Raw genomic sequence first — 16,180 nt, forward strand, 5'->3', positions numbered from 1 at the left:
CATTTTGCACCCTTGTTCCTGGATGAAGCAAATAATGGACTTTGCCCTCTAGGGGATCTCGAATCAAGCTGGTGAAGATCAGCGCTATCATATACAGACCGCCAGCCACCAGCAATGTTTTTTCCGAGCCCAGCATAGCTACGAGTACACCACTAAGCCCCCACCCCGCTAGTTGCACTGTCTGATCGCTGACCGATACCAGACTGTTGGCCCGCATGAGTCCTTCCCCGGAAGCAAGGCGGGGAATCAGTGCATTGCGCGCAGGGGTGGTCCAGCCGTCCAGAAATGACATGGCAGTCACCAACGCAAACACAACTACCCATATGGGCTCTGTGCCTGCTGACCACAAGTGGCCCAGCAAAATGGCGAAGAAAGCCAGTTGTCCGAACTGAGAAACGAATAAAATAAATGGAAGCTGGAATCGGGCCAAAATGAGCGGGGCCAAAAAGCCGCTGATCATCTGTGCCCCCATTCGCAGCAACGGAACGAGCACCGAAGAAAAGATCGAATCTGTCTCATGAAAAACCAAAGACACAAGTGCCATAATGTACAGAATGTCGGCCGCATTGGACATCGTCTGCGTGCCAAGCAAATAGGTAAAGGAACGCTTGTGCATATAAGTTAGAATACTCCTTTGTTAATGTAGCCTTTTTACAGCAAAATCATTAGGTCCATTTTAGAGTTACTCGAAGATTGCCGGTACTTCCGAGATCCGTAATCTGATAGGAAATGGATTTCAAGCCAAGTTGATATAAGGACTGTAAATCCTCCTTAAGACTCCGCTCTGTTCCTTGATAGCCAAAGGTAAGGGACGTTCCTCCCTTATTTATCATTTTATGAACCTGTTCCTTGATATCAGCGGATGATTTGACCAGCCCCTTGCCGTCTTGCAAAGGATATTCCAGGTTATTATACAGTTTTTGATACACGGCGGTCTTGGATCCTCCAGCGGCTATCAATGCTGATAAGGTTTCGCGATACGATGTGTTCGCCTGAGGGTATGGTTTAACCCATGAGTGATCCCGCCGCATTTCTGAATCAGTCAGCAGATAATAGGAAGTGCTAACCTCGTTCGCACGATCAGGAGTCGGGTCATCCCATGTCGTATCCATGTGATACCATCGGCCATCTAATAAAACAAGATTCCATGCATGTAGCTGCCCTCCTGCTCTACCCTCCACAATCCGATTCGTAATGCCTGCTCGTTCGAGCATTTTATAGGCCAACAGTGAATAACCCTGGCAGACCGTACTTCCCGTTTTCAGACCGTCGTAAGCTGTATACTTTTGCTGGGCTTCATCATACTTCAGGCGTACGACGATCCAGTCATGAATGGCCTTCACTTTCTCGTGATCTGTCATTCCCTTGGTAATGATATCCCCCAGCACAGCTTGCACGGTGCTATCCACATATGCCGTCTGTTCCTTCGTCTCCCGGTAGCTTAAACGAATCGTAACCTGGGCGGAGGTGGTTGTGCCGGTATAGCTGAATGCGTAGCTTTTGATCGTATAATTCACATACGGATCGCTCTCCATAGCCTGTTGGATAGCGGTCTGTAACTGCTGCTTGAGACCGTTCACTCGCCCCTGATATGTAAAGGTCAGCGTTTCACTCCGCGTAGCCATTGCCTGTAAAAGCTTGTTCTGAAGCTGTTGCGAGGATACAGAGGGAGCCGGTTTGACCGACGCCGCATACACATCGTTGCCCCACTCCACAGCCTGCGGCAGCAACACAGCCAGCGCCGCACCTGCAACCAGACATTTTACAAGCCTAACCCCGATTTTTCTGTTCATACAGAGCGTTCCTGCCCTTCTTAGCATAGTTGTAAACAGCTCTATCTTACCATAAAAACAGGTGCCCCAAACGCTCTAGTTTTGTCGGTTATAGACGAGTAAGCTTGCAGTTCAAGGCAGGTTGTGACACTTTACTCTGTTATATAACAGAGAGGGATAACCATAAACATGTCGCTCGTAGAGAAATTTATCACAGCAATCAAGTCATGCTCATGATATGGTACTGGCATCGGAAGTAAATGATATTGATTCTCATTCTAGATCAGAAAGGCTGAGCACCATGCCAGAATGTATTTCACTCCTTCGTACGCCGTTAGGTCAAACTGTGCGTTTGCAATCTCTTGCGCCACTTCATCCCTCATTACGCCGCCGCTTAACAGACATGGGCATCAACGAGGGCTCTATTATACGCTTAAAAAAGATCAGTTTATTGGGCGGCCCGATTGTTATTGAATGCAACGGCCAGCTGGTTGGCCTCCGTCAAAATCAAGTGAAGCAACTGGAGGTCGTTCCGACATGGACATGATCGCTCTTTTCGGCAATCCCAATACAGGGAAAACCTCATTATTCAACAAGCTGACCCGTACGTATGCAGAGGTAGGCAACTGGTCCGGCGTCACTGTGGAAAAGAAAACAGGAATTTTGCGTGACAAGTCTGCTGTATTGGTGGATTTGCCGGGTGCCTACTCATTACTCCCTCTGTCGCTGGATGAAGGTGTCGCAACCCGTTATTTGCTGGAGGAACCGCCTGCGGCGCTGATTAACATCGTGGATGCCTCCCAGCTCCAGCGCAATCTTTATCTGACTGTACAACTATTGGAATACGGCCGGCCGCTTGTACTCGGCTTAAACATGACTGATGTAGCGGATGCTACCGGTCTTCGGATAAACAAGGAACTGTTGGCTCATCAATTGAACGTCCCCATAATTCCAATGGTCGCACGTACAGGTAGCGGAAGTAAGCAAATGCTCGCTTCCCTTCGAGAGGTCAGACATACATCCAATGCTTTTCAACTGGATTACGGTCCTGCCGTCGAAGCTGCTATAGCGGATATTTGCAGCTTGCTGCCGAATACATCTGTGCCTCAGCTTCGGTGGGCTGCACTGCAATGTCTGGAAAACAATCCGGTCGTCATGGATTGGATAACGAATGAGAAACAGCGCCAACAAGTAACTGCACGCATCCAGCGCTGCGAGGAAGAGCTTCTTAGAGAGGGTCATGCCAACACCCCTGCTCAGTATATTCGCTCTGTACGAACAGCATGGATTGCTGAGCTGTGCTCCAAAGCAATTGACACCTCCAAACTCAGACCTCACAGCCTGACAGATAAGCTGGATGCACTGCTTACTCATCGGTATTTGGGCATTCCGATCTTCTTGCTGCTGATGTACGCTACCTTTAAGTTCACCTTTGATTGGGCGGGTACAATTCTTTCAGATATGCTGGATGAATTTTTTTCAGGGACACTCAGCAGCTGGATTGCTGAATTACTCGTTCACTTGAATGCCTCCGCTTTTACGCAAAGTCTAGTCGTGGACGGCATCGTAGCTGGGGTCGGGGGAGTGCTTGTTTTTCTGCCTCAAATTGCTATTTTATTTCTGATTATCTCGGTAATCGAAGATTCCGGGTATATGGCACGGGTCACAATCCTCATGGACCGCTTGATGCAAGCTGTGGGCTTGAACGGGAAAAGCTTCATTCCCTTCATCATCGGGTTTGGTTGTAATGTTCCGGCAATTATGGCGGCACGCACGATTGAACAACCAAGAGAGCGCCTCATTACAACGTTGCTGGTACCCTTTATGTCATGCTCGGCCCGCTTGCCGGTGTATGCGTTGTTTGCAGGTGTGTTTTTCCCATCACATGCAGCAAGCATTATCATGCTGATGTATGTGTTAGGGATCACCGTATCGCTCATACTTGCCAAAATATTTTCCAAAGTATCTATTTTATCAGGTGAGCCTTCCCTCTTTATCGTGGAGCTCCCTCCCTATCGGGTGCCGCAGGCTCTTACATTATTTCGCAGCACCTGGGAGAAGGTCAAAGGCTTCGTCCGCAAAGCCGGAACGATTATTCTTGCAGGCTCCGTTGGCATCTGGCTCTTGTCCAATTTCGGACCACAGGGCTTCGGCGTAGAAATGGATGACAGCCTGCTCGCTACGATTGGAGGATGGTTTGCGCCCCTATTGGCTCCTCTTGGTTTTGGCACCTGGCAAGCAGGCGCGTCTCTGCTCACAGGCTTTATGGCCAAAGAGGTTATCGTATCAACCATGAATATCATTTACCACGTTCCCGATATGCAGGGATTGGAGCTGCAAGTCAGTCATGCTTTTACACCGCTTGCCTCCTTTAGCTTTATGGTGTTCATTCTGTTGTATGTGCCGTGTCTGGCTACGGTAGCGGTTATTCGCAAAGAGACACTCTCCTGGCGCTGGACCGCCTTTTCTGTGCTCTATCCTTTGACTGTTGCCTATATCATCACTGTTTTGATCTATCAGTGTGGCAGATTATTAGGTTGGGGTTAAGTCAGACCCTAAAGTATATAAAAGGAAGTGGATTCCATGGTCAATATCATTATTTTATTGGTGATTCTCGGTTACAGTGCGTGGGTTTTAGTACGATTTTTGCGAAAAAGCCGCCAAGGCGCCTGTGCTGGCTGTTCATCAAGCAAGTCATGCCCAGGCTGTGCTGTGAGTTCAGTGAATGAAGGTCATGCAAAAATGAAGAAGAGTATTTAATTCATACCATCATTACATGAAAAAAGCGGCTTTGGAGGTTTCCACCCCCGAAGCCGCTTCTCAGTTATGCTCAAAACCTTATCATATTACCGATACGCCGCCAAATGCTCACTTAGCTCTCGCGTGTGCAAGTAAACTTCACGGTGCAGCTCGTATAGGCCTTCATACCGTGCCACACGTTCCGGGTTCGGTGAATATCTCGCTGCTTCACGCAGAAAAGCTTCAGCACACGCTTGCAGAGATTCAAACCAGCCACTACCATAAGCAGCCAACATGGCCGCCCCCAAGGCAGGTCCCTGCTCGCTTTCCAGCTTGATGATATCCGCATTAAAAATATCTGCCTGCATTTGCAGCCATGCCTCATTACGCGCACCGCCGCCGATGGAAATGACTTCGTTCACCGTTTTGCCCGTTCCTCTGAGAATATCAATGGATTCCTTGAGCGAAAACGTAATTCCCTCCAGTACCGCCCGTGTAAAATGCGCAAGCTTATGCCCCGCATCCATCCCGATAAAGCTGCCTCGAATAGTAGCATCCGGATGAGGGGTGCGTTCGCCCACAATATAAGGCGTGAACAGCAGCCCGCGGCTGCCTGGCTCGACCGAGTTCACATCTTCCAACAATGCGTCAAAAGAATGCTCCGGCGCAAAGGTATCCTTAAACCAGGTCAAGCTGTATCCGGCTGCGAGTGTAACTCCCATGATATAGTAAGCATCCTGCTCACTATGATTAAAAAAATGGGCTCGTCCCTGAATGTCGAGATCCTTGCGTTCCTCATAGGAAAGCACAACTCCTGAAGTGCCGATGCTGCACAAGGTGCGGCCTTCACTCAAAATGCCGGCGCCAATCGCGCCACATGCGTTGTCTGCTCCACCAGCATAAACCTTGGTTTCAGGCGAAAGCCCGCTCTGCTTGGCAATCTCGGGCAGTAGCGTACCCGTCTGGTCAAAGGATTCCACTAGCGGCGGGAACAGCGACAACGGCAGATCAAACGCAGCAGCGATTTCTTCGCTCCACTGCTTGTTTGCAATATCCAGCAGCAGCGTGCCTGCCGCGTCCGAGTACTCCATCGCCAACTCTCCTGTAAGACAGTAACGCACATAATCTTTGGGCAGCATAAAATGGGCCGCACGAGCCAGCACATCTGGCTCATGCTCCTGCACCCACAGCAGCTTGGGCAGCGTAAAGCCTTCCAGCGCACGGTTGCGTGCGACCCTCAGCAGCGCTGGTCCAAGCTGTTCTTCAATACGGCGGCATTGTGCCGTTGTGCGCGTATCATTCCACAGAATAGCTGGACGTAGCACTTTTCCTTCCTTGTCAGTTAGCACAAGCCCGTGCATCTGCCCCGAAAAGCTAATGCCGTCCACAGCACCTGTTCCGCCGATTCCGGCCTTCTCCACAAGCTCTTTCAACGATGCTAACGTCCCACGCACCCAGTCTTCAGGATGCTGTTCGCTATACCCTGCCTTCGGCTGATGAAGAGGATATGACTGAGAGGTTTCATAAGCAACCTGTCCCTTACGGTTGACCAGCACCGTTTTGACTGCACTGGTACCCAAATCCACGCCGATGACATAGCTCTCCTGCTCCTGGTTTATCGTCTCCTGCATTGGAGTTCCTCCTTCCCTGTGATCGTGCAGCCCTTATTCATATATCAATTCCCGGCATTAATCAGCCAAAATGTATTGGTTTAATGTAGCTTTCAGATATTCCTGACGACCGGACACGTTTTTGCGTGGTGTTTCGTTCGCCAGAGCATATTCAGCCAGAGAAGCAAGCGTTGCTTTTCCGGATACGATGTCTGCTCCAATGCCTTCTTTAAAGCTACTGTAGCGCTTCTCAATAAAGTCCTCAAACACACGATCCTCGATCAGTTTGGCGGCTACCTTCAAACCTTTCGCATACGTATCCATACCTGCGATGTGCGCCAGGAACAAGTCTTCTGGCTCAAACGATGCTCTGCGCACCTTGGCATCAAAGTTGATACCGCCACGGCCCAGGCCTCCATTTTGCAGCACTTCATACATGGTTAAGGTAGCATCATACAGATCAACCGGGAATTCATCCGTATCCCAGCCCAGCAGCAAATCACCCTGATTGGCATCCAGTGATCCCAGCATGCCGTTAATCCGAGCTACACGCACTTCATGGTCAAAAGTATGGCCTGCCAAGGTTGCATGGTTAGCCTCCAGATTAAGCTTGAAATGCGGGTCCAGATCATATTTTTGCAGGAAGGCAATCGTCGTCGCCGCGTCAAAATCATACTGATGCTTGGTTGGCTCCTTCGGTTTGGGCTCGATCAGGAACTGAGCGTCAAAGCCGATTTCACGCGCGTAGTCTACCGCCATATGGAACATCCGTCCCAAATTGTCCTGCTCCAGCTTCAAATCTGTATTCAGCAGTGTTTCGTAGCCTTCACGGCCCCCCCAGAAGACATAGTTATCTGCGCCCAGACGTTTGCCCACTTCCAGTCCTTTTTTAATTTGAGCAGCTGCGTGTGCGTATACATCTGCATTGCAAGTGGTCGCAGCCCCATGCAAATAGCGTGGGTGGCTAAACATATTCGCTGTGTTCCACAGCAGTTTTTTGCCCGTAGCTTTCATGTGCTCCTCAATCAGATCCACGATCGTATCCAGATTGCTGTAAAATTCTTTTAGTGATGCGCCTTCAGGTGCAATATCCACATCGTGGAAGGCGAAATAAGGTAAATTTAGCTTATCCAGCAGCTCAAAGGCTGCTTCCACACGTGCCTTCGCCAAGTCCAGCCCGGTAAACTTGGACCATGGACGTTCCGCCGTCTCAACTCCAAAAGGATCAGAACCACCTGCAACCAGCGTATGCCAATAGGCCATGCTAAAACGCAAATGCTCCTCCATCGTTTTTCCCGCTACCATTTCCTGTGGATTATAAAATTTGAACGCAAAAGGATTATCAGATTGCTTGCCCTCAAAGTTAATTTTGGATACCTGTTCGAAATAAGCCATGATAAGTTCCTCCTTTGTAGTAAACGTTTACAAAAACGATTCTAGCACAGCCAAGAAACTTTGTCTATTGCTTAAACTAAGTTTATTTTTATGATATAATAGCGGGAATTACATCAACAGGAAGTGAAATAACCATGAATGTTACTGGCGATCAGGCGCTTGTCAAAAAGCTGAATAAATCTATCGTATTGGAGCGAATCCGCCTTCATGCCCCTCTATCCCGGGCACAGCTATCCAGTCAAACTGGATTAAACAAAGCCACCGTGTCCAACCTGGTTGCAGAGTTGATCACCGATGGATTGGTGTATGAAACAGGATTAGGGGAATCGAGCGGTGGGCGTAAACCTTTAATGCTGCTATTCAACAGCCGTGCAGGCTTTGTACTCGGTATCGAGGTTAGCGTACAGTACATTAAGGGCGCTCTGACCGATCTATCAGGTACCATTGAAACAGAGCTTACTCTTTCCTTAACCCAGCATGATCCTGGCTTTGTTATCGAACAGATTCGTAAGCTCATTGACGAGCTTATGCAATCCGCTCCTCCCTCCCCGCACGGTATTGTTGGTATTGGGCTAGGGGTACCGGGTATGGTGGATGAAGCCGGAAATGTTTTATTCGCACCCAATCTGGGCTGGGAGGAGGTTCCGCTGCGGCAACAACTTGAAAGGGAGCTGGGTCTTCCCGTAGTGGTGGATAATGAGGCCAACGTCGGTGCACAAGGCGAATTGTACTATGGTATGGACGCTGATCATCGACAGCTGGCGCGGGATCTGGTCTACATCAGTGTAGGGTCCGGGATCGGGGCCGGAATCATTATTGATGGCAAGCCGTACCAAGGGGCGTGGGGGTATGCTGGAGAAAGCGGCCATATGTCCATTGATTGGAACGGACGCCTCTGCTCCTGTGGCAGCCGAGGCTGCTGGGAGCTGTATGCCTCGGAGAAGGCGTATGTAGCATCGTCATTGAAGCTGCCCGCACATAATACAGCGGAATTACTACCGTTTGCGCAGCAAGGTGATGCGAATACATTAAGCGTCCTTGATGAAATCGGGCGCTATTTGGGTGTGGGGATTACCAACATTGTGAACAGTCTAAATCCCGGAATGCTTATGATCGGCGGTCCACTGGCGGAAGCCAGACCTTGGCTGGAGCAAAGTATGCGTGCAGTGATTGAGGAACGGGCCCTGCCCTATCACCGTCGCCAACTACAGATTTGTTTCTCCACGCTTGGTAGCCGCTCGACGATGCTAGGTGCCGCCTATGCAGCAACAGCCCCTTTTCTCGGGCGTGTGCGCGTATCTTTATAAAAAAAAGCGTACGGGAACTCTCAGGTTCCCGTACGCCCATATTAAGCGTTCAACACTTTTTCAAACTTGGTTTTGTTCATACCGGAAATACGTTCTTCCCCGATCAAAGTCAATGGGACAGCACGAATGCCCATATCCCAAACCTCTTGAGCAAATGCTTCATTCGTTTCAATGTTGCGTTCTTCGTACTCTACGCCTTTTTCAGCTAAGTAGCTTTTTACTTGACGGCAATGCGGGCAGTTTGTAGATGTGTATACGATTGCTTTTTCCATGAATATCACCTCATCATTTATTTTGTTACATCTATATTTAACCATACTTGCAAGTATTACAGAGCCAGTGCACTGTGCTCCAAACTTTCAATGTATTTCTCGCTGTCCATAGCAGCCATACAGCCACTACCTGCTGCGGTAATCGCTTGTCTGTAGCGTGTATCCTGTACGTCGCCACAAGCGAAGACGCCAGGCACGTTTGTTTCGGAAGTACCCGGATTTACAACGATATACCCGTTCGCATCCGTGGTAATTTGTCCTTCTAAGAAGCCTGTATTCGGATGATGGCCAATTGCCACGAATACGCCACTGACTGTAATGATTTCCTCTTCCCCTGTTGCATTATTCAGCACTTTCAAGCCAGTTACTCCGTTTTCGTCAGCAATCACTTCTACAGGAGTACGATTGAGCGCCCATTCAATTTTGCTGTTCGCACGAGCGCGATCTTGCATAATTTTGGATGCCCGCAATTCTTCACGACGATGTACCAATGTTACTTTGGAGGCAAAACGAGTCAGGAAATTAGCTTCTTCCAGGGCAGAGTCTCCACCGCCGATAACAACGATTTCTTTGCCACGGAAGAAGAATCCGTCACAGGTAGCGCAAGTGCTCACGCCGCGTCCGATATTGTCCTGCTCACCGGGAATCCCCAGGTATTTGGCAGTTGCCCCTGTGGAGATAATCAGCGTATCGGTTACCAGTTCACCCAAACCTTCTACATCCAGTGTAAATGGACGAGCAGTTGTGTCTACCTTGTTCACCCAACCTGTACGGAATTCAGCGCCAAAACGCTCCGCTTGCTTACGCATATTATCCATCAGATCGGGTCCCATGATTCCTTCAGGAAAGCCTGGGAAATTTTCGACTTCCGTAGTCGTCGTTAATTGTCCGCCTGGCTGTGGTCCTTCGATCACCAGTGGGTTCATGTTAGCGCGTGCCAGGTAAATAGCAGCGGTCAAACCGGCAGGACCGGTGCCTATAATAATGGACTTGTACATATCTTGGTTCCTCCTAAAATATCATAAGTATTATATAGCAAGTTTTCCGGTACCGGGCGCTGGGCTGCTGCATATAATCTACGAGTAGTTCCGCCAGCAAAGCTTATATCAAAGTGTGGACACCCGGATGTAGAAAAAAACGAATCACTTGTTTGTATCCTTTTATGACTTAGACTGATTCTAAATCCTAATTTCATTATGCGGAAAGAGCTGTTAACAGTCAAATGAAGTTTTCATGAAGCGAAGTTTAAAGATCATGAGGTATGGAGGGATTATCCCGATTATGAGTGATGTTTTCGTAGGTAGCTTAATTTCTGCCCTGTCCACCGGACTCGGCGCCGTGCCTATATTGTTTATGCGTAATGTCACGCATCGGCTTCGCGATGTTCTGCTGGCTTATGCCGCAGGAATCATGACCTCCGCATCCGTGTATAATCTGATTCCGGAAGCGATTCAGCATGCCAATTGGTTTGTGCTGACTGCGGGGATCTTGCTTGGCTGCCTCGTATTACTGGTGATGGAAATGTATATCCCCCATGCGGATCTGGAGGACCCGGATTCCAAGACCTTCCAACTAGAGTCCAAATCTTTTCTGATTATTGCAGCCATTACCCTGCACAACTTGCCGGAAGGGCTTTCCGTTGGGGTCAGCTACGCGAGCGAAACTCAGAATCTTGGCAATCTCATTGCCTTCTCTATCGGTCTGCAAAATGCCCCGGAAGGCTTTATCGTAGCGCTATTCCTTGTGAATCAAAACATCGGTCGCTTCAAGGCATTGGGTATTGCCACCCTAACTGGAGCCGTGGAAATCATCACCAGTCTAATCGGCTTTTATCTAAGCAGCTGGGTGAACGGACTCGTGCCGTACGGTCTTGCTTTTGCCGCCGGAGCTATGATGTTTATCGTCTACAAGGAACTGATTCCCGAAAGTCACGGGGATGGCAACCAGCGAATCGCCACATTTTCTTTTATTCTTGGCTTGATAACGATGATCGGACTAACCGAATGGCTATAGCCGTCCACCACAAAAAGGCTGCTTTCTGCCTGTAATTCAGACAGAAAGCAGCCTTTTGCCATGTACAAATGAAGGGATCTCATTTTTTTTGGTTCATGGAGCGCAGGGCTTCCCGGTACTTCTCATCCTCACTTTTGAAAGCTTCCTTTTCTCCAATGGATTTCGGGGAACTTCCATCCTTTTCTTCGTCTTTTCCAGCAAAACCACGCAAAGCCGCACGATAATCCTGATCCCCGTAAGTACTTTCTGTGTTCTTGCGATCTTTTTCCACCTTCATATCCGTATGGATATCAGGCAACTTCTGATGCTCCTGGGCACGATGTTCTTCAACACCAGAATCCTTAGGCTGCATCTCTCCGGTATGTTCCGTTAATTCATACGCCTTGGGTTCCACCTGCACGGGATAAGGTCGTTTACTTCTTTGCTTGGAATCCTCTTGGTTGGGGCGTTTCTTGGCCGAGGACTTGCGCGTCATCTTCGTATTAAATATCAGTAAAAAGATCAAGGCAACCACAGCTACTGCGATAAAAGCAATGGTCATCGGCGGCCTCCTATTCTCTTTCAGCGCCACGGTACCGTCCCGCCATCTCAGCGACCCGTTTGCCCAAAGAGCGACCTAACGCAAGATCATCATCTTTTGGAAGATTGGCAGGTCCATTGGGATCTGTCTCCACCGGACATGTTACCCCTACACCGTAATAGGAGCCGTAGAGGGCATTTTCCGCAATACTAGCTGGCAGTCCAACAATAATCATGCCTTGATGAAGCATGGGGGTAATCAAATTCAACAGCGTTGATTCCAAACCACCATGAACGGTAGCGGTTGTGCAAAATACTGCACCGATTTTGTCCACCAGCTTGCCCTGCGCCCACAGATATCCGAGCTTGTCAATCCAGCTCTTCAGACCGCTGCTGATGGTACCAAAATGACCTGGACACCCCCAGATAATCGCATCCACGTTTACTAGTTCATTCACGTCGGCCTCATTTACATGCTTTAACAACACTTCTGTGTGATCCAGACGTGCCCCTTCTGCGATTGAGCGAGCGAGATGTTCGGTATGTCCATTCTCACTGTCATATACAATCATAATTCTGGTCGCCATTATCCGCATCATCCTTTATCAGCAAGATCATCCTTTTTGCATACGCTCTTAACCTTTCCCAAAATCGATCTGAATATTATGAATATGGTCTGACGCATACTTTGAACATTCAAAAACAACTAGGGAGGCATGCACAATATGAATTCGCGCGCCATATTAGTTAATCTGCTGGTAATTATTATTATTCTGGCAGGAGGTGGAGCCGCCGCCTACTACTACAATCAGTCCGCCAACTACATAAAAACTGACAATGCACAAGTAAGCGGACAAGCGGTTACTGTTGCCTCTCCAAGCGCAGGAAAGCTCACAGGCTGGAACGCTGAAGTTGGTAAAACGTACACTGCTGGCAGCACGCTTGGTAGTGTAGAGGGAGGCGGAAGCCGGATCAGCGTTACAATCCCGACTGACGGTACGATCGTACAGCAAACTGCTGTCAATAACTCGATTGTCGGGGCGGGCACACCGTTAGCAAAGGCTTTTGATCTGAACAACCTTTGGATTACTGCCAATATAGATGAAACGGCTGTACAGGATCTCCAAGTAGGACAAACTGTAGATGTGTATATCGATGCTTACCCGGATACGTCCCTAACCGGCAAACTCGAAAAGATCGGTCTGGCGACCGCATCCACCTTTTCATTGCTGCCCACTTCCAATACCACTGCCAACTATACCAAGGTGACGCAGGTCGTGCCGGTTACCATTTCCATTCAAGGTTACAAGGGGCTGGGGATTATCCCGGGAATGAGTGCAACGATTAGAGTTCACAAGTAGGAGGCTGTCATGGATCAAAAAATGTCCGTCGGACGTATTCTGTCCGTGCTGCTGCTAGGCGCCTTCATTTCGATTTTGAATCAAACGCTGCTCAACGTGGCTATTCCACATTTGATGAATGACTTCAACGTGTCTGCCACAACCGTTCAATGGTTATCCACCGGATATATGCTGACGAACGGAATCCTGATTCCAATCACCGCTTTTCTCATTGAATCCTTTGGGACACGTGCGCTGTTCATATCCGCGATGGGTTTGTTTACTGCCGGGTCTGTCGTCTGCACGATCAGCACTGGCTTTGCGCCTATGCTGGTTGGACGCGTCATCCAAGCCAGCGGCGCCGGCATCATCATGCCTGTGGTGATGAACGTGTTCCTGACTGTATTTCCCCCCGAAAAACGGGGCGCAGCTATGGGAACCATGGGGATTGCCATGATGTTTGCCCCGGCGGTAGGACCAACTTTATCCGGGTGGATTGTCGAGCACTACAGTTGGCGGCTGTTATTTTTGTTAGTCATTCCGCTGGCGATCATTGATATTCTATTTGCTGTACGCTGGCTTAAAAATGTGTCCAAGCTGACAAAACCGAGTTTTGATCTGCTGGGAACCATTTTTTCCACCCTTGGCTTTGGTCTTCTCCTGTATGGCTTTAGTTCAGCCGGAGACAAGGGCTGGAGTAGCAATATAGTCATACTCTCGCTCGCTTTCGGGATCTTGTTTATTGTATTTTTTGTCGTACGCGAGCTGAACATGTTGGAGCCTATGCTGGAGTTCCGTGTATTTAAATACGACATTTTTACGGTATCTACGCTGGTTGGGGCTACTGTCAATATGACTATGTTCGGCGGGATGCTGCTGCTGCCGATTTATTTGCAAAATATACGCGGCTTTACGCCGCTGCAATCCGGTCTGCTGCTGTTGCCGGGTGCACTGCTAATGGGTGTGATGTCACCGATATCTGGGGCAGTATTCGATCGTATTGGTGCGAGGCCGTTAGCAATTGTCGGGCTGATTATTACAGCAGTCACGACATGGGAATTCAGTCTGCTGACCGATGCCACCACCTATGGACATATCATGATTATTTACACGATTCGCAGCTTCGGGATGTCACTGCTGATGATGTCCGTTCAGACAGAAGGGCTAAACCAGCTGCCTGCCCATCTTGGCAGCCATGGTACTGCCATGTCCAATACAGTACGGCAAATTGCTGGATCTATTGGTACCGCTTGGCTCATTACGGTCATGAGCAGCCGAACTACGGTTCATTTGGCGGATTATGCGAATGTCGCTACCACAGCTAATGCTTCTGTAACGGAAGGCATATCCCAACTAGGACAAACCCTTGCACAAACAGCGGGTATCTCTACGGAAAGCGGCTCTGCACTCGCCATACAACAAGTATACGGAAGGGCTGTTACGGAATCGACGATTCATGGCATTAATGATGCTTTCATCATTGCCACCGGAATTGCGCTGGCGGGATTATTGTTTTCCCTGTTCTTGCGGCGGTCTACGCCGCGCCGCAGATAGGCGCATAGCAGTCGCGAATTAGAGATATGAGACAAACTGGCCTTGCCTACAAAGTAGACTAACACAGCAAAAAAGGAGCATCCAACCCTCTTGGATTGTAAGAGGGTTGGATGCTCCTGCCTATGTGTAAACTTATGATTAGTGAATTGGATGGTTAGTCTTATGACCGCAATAAACGCAGACCGTTCAAAATGACAAGGAGCGTGCTGCCTTCATGTCCAATGACCCCAAAAGGCAGGGCTATATTTTGCACAAAATTGCTGATTACCAGCAGTACAATCACACTTACCGCGAAGATCATATTTTGTTTGACCACCCGCTGCGCCTTGCGCGCCAATGCGATCGTCGGAGCAATCTCCTCGATTCCGTCATTCATTAGCACCACGTCTGCGACCTCGAGTGCTGCTCCACTGCCGTGCATTCCCATGCCCAGCCCTACAGTCGCCGCGGTCAAAGCCGGGGCATCATTCACACCGTCGCCGACCATGACGACATGCCCGTATTCCTCGCGCAGCTTGCGAATATAGCTGACTTTGTCCTCCGGCATTAAGCCGGCATATACGGCGTCAACTCCAGCCTGCGCCGCGATCACGGCAGCCGTGTCCGGTCGATCTCCAGTCAGCATGACGACCCGGATCCCCTGTGCTTGCAGGCGTTTCACGGACTCGCGCGCCTGGGGACGCAGCTCGTCACGCAGCGCCAGCATTCCGACAATCCGATCATCTGCAAGAATGATGGATACGGTTTTGCCCTCAGCTTCCAGTCGGGCTCGGCTCTCCACCCACTCTGGCTCTGCCAGAAGTCCAGGTTCATCCAGCACATTGGTGCGGCCGATTTTCCATTTGACCCCGCCTATAATGCCTTCCATTCCCCATCCGGTAAGCGCCTGCACTTGCTCGGCTGTGAGAAGCTCCCTCTGTCCCAATTCAGTTTCGGCTTTGGCTACAATCGCTCGTGCCAGCGGATGCAAGGAATAGCTTTCGATTGTCGCGACCGTGTGCAATAGCTCATCAGCATCGTAATCTGGGGCGGTGATCCAATCCGTGACCACAGGAGAACCCTTCGTTAACGTGCCTGTTTTGTCAAAAGCAACGACAGATGTCAATGCCATATTCTCTACATGTGCGCCACCTTTGAACAGAATACCCCGCCGGGCACGGTTGGAAATAGCGGATAGCATCACCGGCATAATGGATGACACAAGCGCACAAGGTGAAGCCACTACAAGAAATACCATTGCCTTGTAAAACGCCGCTGCCCATGTCCAGTCCAATACAAGGGGTACACCCACAATGACGATCAGCGTGACAGCAACAACAATTCGGGCGTATACCGATTCAAATGTTTTAATAAACCGCTGCGAATCAGGAACTTCGGTCCGGGCCTCTTCTACCATACGAATGATTTTTGAAAATAAAGTATCTTCCGAGGACTGGCTGACTTCTACATACAGCACGCCTTCTCCATTGATGGTGCCTGCATATACTTCGTCACCTGCCACCTTGTTTACCGGAACAGATTCCCCGGTAATGGATGCTTGATTCACGGCTGACACGCCCTTGGAGATTCGGCCGTCCGCCGGAATTAATTCGCCGGGCTTAACCAGCAGCAGGTCGCCTGGCAACAGCTGCTCAATGCCGACCGTTTCTGTTCCCTCGT

The 16,180-nt window shown here is 49.4% G+C and carries 16 protein-coding genes; 7 read left to right on the plus strand and 9 right to left on the minus strand.

The features are described from left to right. Together AC5V8P_RS13150 and AC5V8P_RS13155 are read right to left on the minus strand one after the other, a co-directional pair. The coding region (locus AC5V8P_RS13150; protein WP_495473671.1) for an MFS transporter at positions 1-616 on the minus strand (616 nt) is incomplete at its 3' end. A gap of 49 nt (positions 617-665) precedes the next feature. Continuing rightward, the gene (locus AC5V8P_RS13155) at positions 666-1,793 is read right to left on the minus strand and encodes a transglutaminase domain-containing protein (protein WP_064797225.1); all 1,128 of its coding nucleotides are present in this window, start codon (positions 1,791-1,793) and stop codon (positions 666-668) included. 280 nt (positions 1,794-2,073) lie between these two features. On the opposite strand from AC5V8P_RS13155, the gene AC5V8P_RS13160 reads away from it, so the two are divergent. Genes AC5V8P_RS13160 through AC5V8P_RS13170 form a run of 3 tightly spaced genes read left to right on the plus strand, consistent with a single transcriptional unit; the run spans position 2,074 to position 4,532 of the window. Next, positions 2,074-2,319 (plus strand): FeoA family protein, encoded by a 246-nt coding sequence (locus AC5V8P_RS13160; protein ID WP_016820309.1) that lies wholly within the window; start codon positions 2,074-2,076, stop codon positions 2,317-2,319. After that, the gene (feoB, locus tag AC5V8P_RS13165; RefSeq protein WP_064797226.1) at positions 2,310-4,319 is read left to right on the plus strand and encodes a ferrous iron transport protein B; all 2,010 of its coding nucleotides are present in this window, start codon (positions 2,310-2,312) and stop codon (positions 4,317-4,319) included. Before AC5V8P_RS13160 ends, feoB begins: the two co-directional genes overlap by 10 nt. A gap of 36 nt (positions 4,320-4,355) precedes the next feature. Then, entirely contained in the window at positions 4,356-4,532 is a 177-nt protein-coding gene (locus AC5V8P_RS13170; protein WP_081276834.1) for a FeoB-associated Cys-rich membrane protein, read from the plus strand. A gap of 86 nt (positions 4,533-4,618) precedes the next feature. Here the strand turns inward: AC5V8P_RS13170 and xylB are convergent, their stop codons facing one another. Together xylB and xylA are read right to left on the minus strand one after the other, a co-directional pair. Continuing rightward, complete coding sequence (gene xylB / locus AC5V8P_RS13175; protein ID WP_064797227.1) at positions 4,619-6,142, minus strand: xylulokinase; 1,524 nt, start codon at positions 6,140-6,142, stop codon at positions 4,619-4,621. 57 nt (positions 6,143-6,199) lie between these two features. Then, positions 6,200-7,516 (minus strand): xylose isomerase, encoded by a 1,317-nt coding sequence (gene xylA / locus AC5V8P_RS13180; RefSeq protein ID WP_064797228.1) that lies wholly within the window; start codon positions 7,514-7,516, stop codon positions 6,200-6,202. 134 nt (positions 7,517-7,650) lie between these two features. Here xylA and AC5V8P_RS13185 point away from each other — a divergent pair, with 134 nt between their 5' ends. Then, on the plus strand, positions 7,651-8,823 hold the full coding sequence (locus tag AC5V8P_RS13185; protein WP_064797229.1) for an ROK family transcriptional regulator: 1,173 nt from the start codon (positions 7,651-7,653) through the stop codon (positions 8,821-8,823). 41 nt (positions 8,824-8,864) lie between these two features. On the opposite strand, the gene AC5V8P_RS13190 is transcribed toward AC5V8P_RS13185, so the two are convergent. Both AC5V8P_RS13190 and trxB read right to left on the minus strand, forming a co-directional pair. After that, the gene (locus tag AC5V8P_RS13190) at positions 8,865-9,095 is read right to left on the minus strand and encodes a glutaredoxin family protein (RefSeq protein ID WP_013373091.1); all 231 of its coding nucleotides are present in this window, start codon (positions 9,093-9,095) and stop codon (positions 8,865-8,867) included. Between the two features lie 56 nt (positions 9,096-9,151). Continuing rightward, complete coding sequence (trxB, locus tag AC5V8P_RS13195) at positions 9,152-10,093, minus strand: thioredoxin-disulfide reductase (protein ID WP_064797230.1); 942 nt, start codon at positions 10,091-10,093, stop codon at positions 9,152-9,154. A 283-nt stretch (positions 10,094-10,376) separates the two neighbouring features. On the opposite strand from trxB, the gene AC5V8P_RS13200 reads away from it, so the two are divergent. Beyond that, on the plus strand, positions 10,377-11,108 hold the full coding sequence (locus AC5V8P_RS13200; protein WP_064797231.1) for a ZIP family metal transporter: 732 nt from the start codon (positions 10,377-10,379) through the stop codon (positions 11,106-11,108). Between the two features lie 79 nt (positions 11,109-11,187). Here AC5V8P_RS13200 and AC5V8P_RS13205 read toward each other — a convergent pair whose 3' ends face one another. After that, positions 11,188-11,649 (minus strand): hypothetical protein, encoded by a 462-nt coding sequence (locus AC5V8P_RS13205; RefSeq protein WP_064797232.1) that lies wholly within the window; start codon positions 11,647-11,649, stop codon positions 11,188-11,190. Between the two features lie 10 nt (positions 11,650-11,659). Next, on the minus strand, positions 11,660-12,214 hold the full coding sequence (locus AC5V8P_RS13210; RefSeq protein WP_064797233.1) for an NAD(P)H-dependent oxidoreductase: 555 nt from the start codon (positions 12,212-12,214) through the stop codon (positions 11,660-11,662). Positions 12,215-12,352: 138 nt separating this feature from the next. On the opposite strand from AC5V8P_RS13210, the gene AC5V8P_RS13215 reads away from it, so the two are divergent. Both AC5V8P_RS13215 and AC5V8P_RS13220 read left to right on the plus strand, forming a co-directional pair. After that, entirely contained in the window at positions 12,353-12,988 is a 636-nt protein-coding gene (locus AC5V8P_RS13215) for an HlyD family secretion protein (RefSeq protein ID WP_063212873.1), read from the plus strand. Positions 12,989-12,997: 9 nt separating this feature from the next. After that, a complete protein-coding gene (locus AC5V8P_RS13220) occupies positions 12,998-14,521 on the plus strand; it encodes a DHA2 family efflux MFS transporter permease subunit (protein WP_064797234.1) in 1,524 nt (507 codons plus the stop codon). A 160-nt stretch (positions 14,522-14,681) separates the two neighbouring features. Here AC5V8P_RS13220 and AC5V8P_RS13225 read toward each other — a convergent pair. After that, a partial coding sequence (locus AC5V8P_RS13225; RefSeq protein WP_495473672.1) for a heavy metal translocating P-type ATPase occupies positions 14,682-16,180 on the minus strand: 1,499 nt, incomplete at its 5' end.

The organism is Paenibacillus sp. N119s (assembly GCF_059447605.1).

What these genes read in the sequence shown, in the direction of transcription:
- AC5V8P_RS13155 (WP_064797225.1), bottom strand. Translation starts at nt 1,793, where the DNA reads ATGAACAGAAAAATCGGGGTTAGGCTTGTAAAATGTCTGGTTGCAGGT.
- AC5V8P_RS13160 (WP_016820309.1), top strand. Translation starts at nt 2,074, where the DNA reads ATGCCAGAATGTATTTCACTCCTTCGTACGCCGTTAGGTCAAACTGTG.
- feoB (WP_064797226.1), top strand. Translation starts at nt 2,310, where the DNA reads ATGGACATGATCGCTCTTTTCGGCAATCCCAATACAGGGAAAACCTCA.
- AC5V8P_RS13170 (WP_081276834.1), top strand. Translation starts at nt 4,356, where the DNA reads ATGGTCAATATCATTATTTTATTGGTGATTCTCGGTTACAGTGCGTGG.
- xylB (WP_064797227.1), bottom strand. Translation starts at nt 6,142, where the DNA reads ATGCAGGAGACGATAAACCAGGAGCAGGAGAGCTATGTCATCGGCGTG.
- xylA (WP_064797228.1), bottom strand. Translation starts at nt 7,516, where the DNA reads ATGGCTTATTTCGAACAGGTATCCAAAATTAACTTTGAGGGCAAGCAA.
- AC5V8P_RS13185 (WP_064797229.1), top strand. Translation starts at nt 7,651, where the DNA reads ATGAATGTTACTGGCGATCAGGCGCTTGTCAAAAAGCTGAATAAATCT.
- AC5V8P_RS13190 (WP_013373091.1), bottom strand. Translation starts at nt 9,095, where the DNA reads ATGGAAAAAGCAATCGTATACACATCTACAAACTGCCCGCATTGCCGT.
- trxB (WP_064797230.1), bottom strand. Translation starts at nt 10,093, where the DNA reads ATGTACAAGTCCATTATTATAGGCACCGGTCCTGCCGGTTTGACCGCT.
- AC5V8P_RS13200 (WP_064797231.1), top strand. Translation starts at nt 10,377, where the DNA reads ATGAGTGATGTTTTCGTAGGTAGCTTAATTTCTGCCCTGTCCACCGGA.
- AC5V8P_RS13205 (WP_064797232.1), bottom strand. Translation starts at nt 11,649, where the DNA reads ATGACCATTGCTTTTATCGCAGTAGCTGTGGTTGCCTTGATCTTTTTA.
- AC5V8P_RS13210 (WP_064797233.1), bottom strand. Translation starts at nt 12,214, where the DNA reads ATGGCGACCAGAATTATGATTGTATATGACAGTGAGAATGGACATACC.
- AC5V8P_RS13215 (WP_063212873.1), top strand. Translation starts at nt 12,353, where the DNA reads ATGAATTCGCGCGCCATATTAGTTAATCTGCTGGTAATTATTATTATT.
- AC5V8P_RS13220 (WP_064797234.1), top strand. Translation starts at nt 12,998, where the DNA reads ATGGATCAAAAAATGTCCGTCGGACGTATTCTGTCCGTGCTGCTGCTA.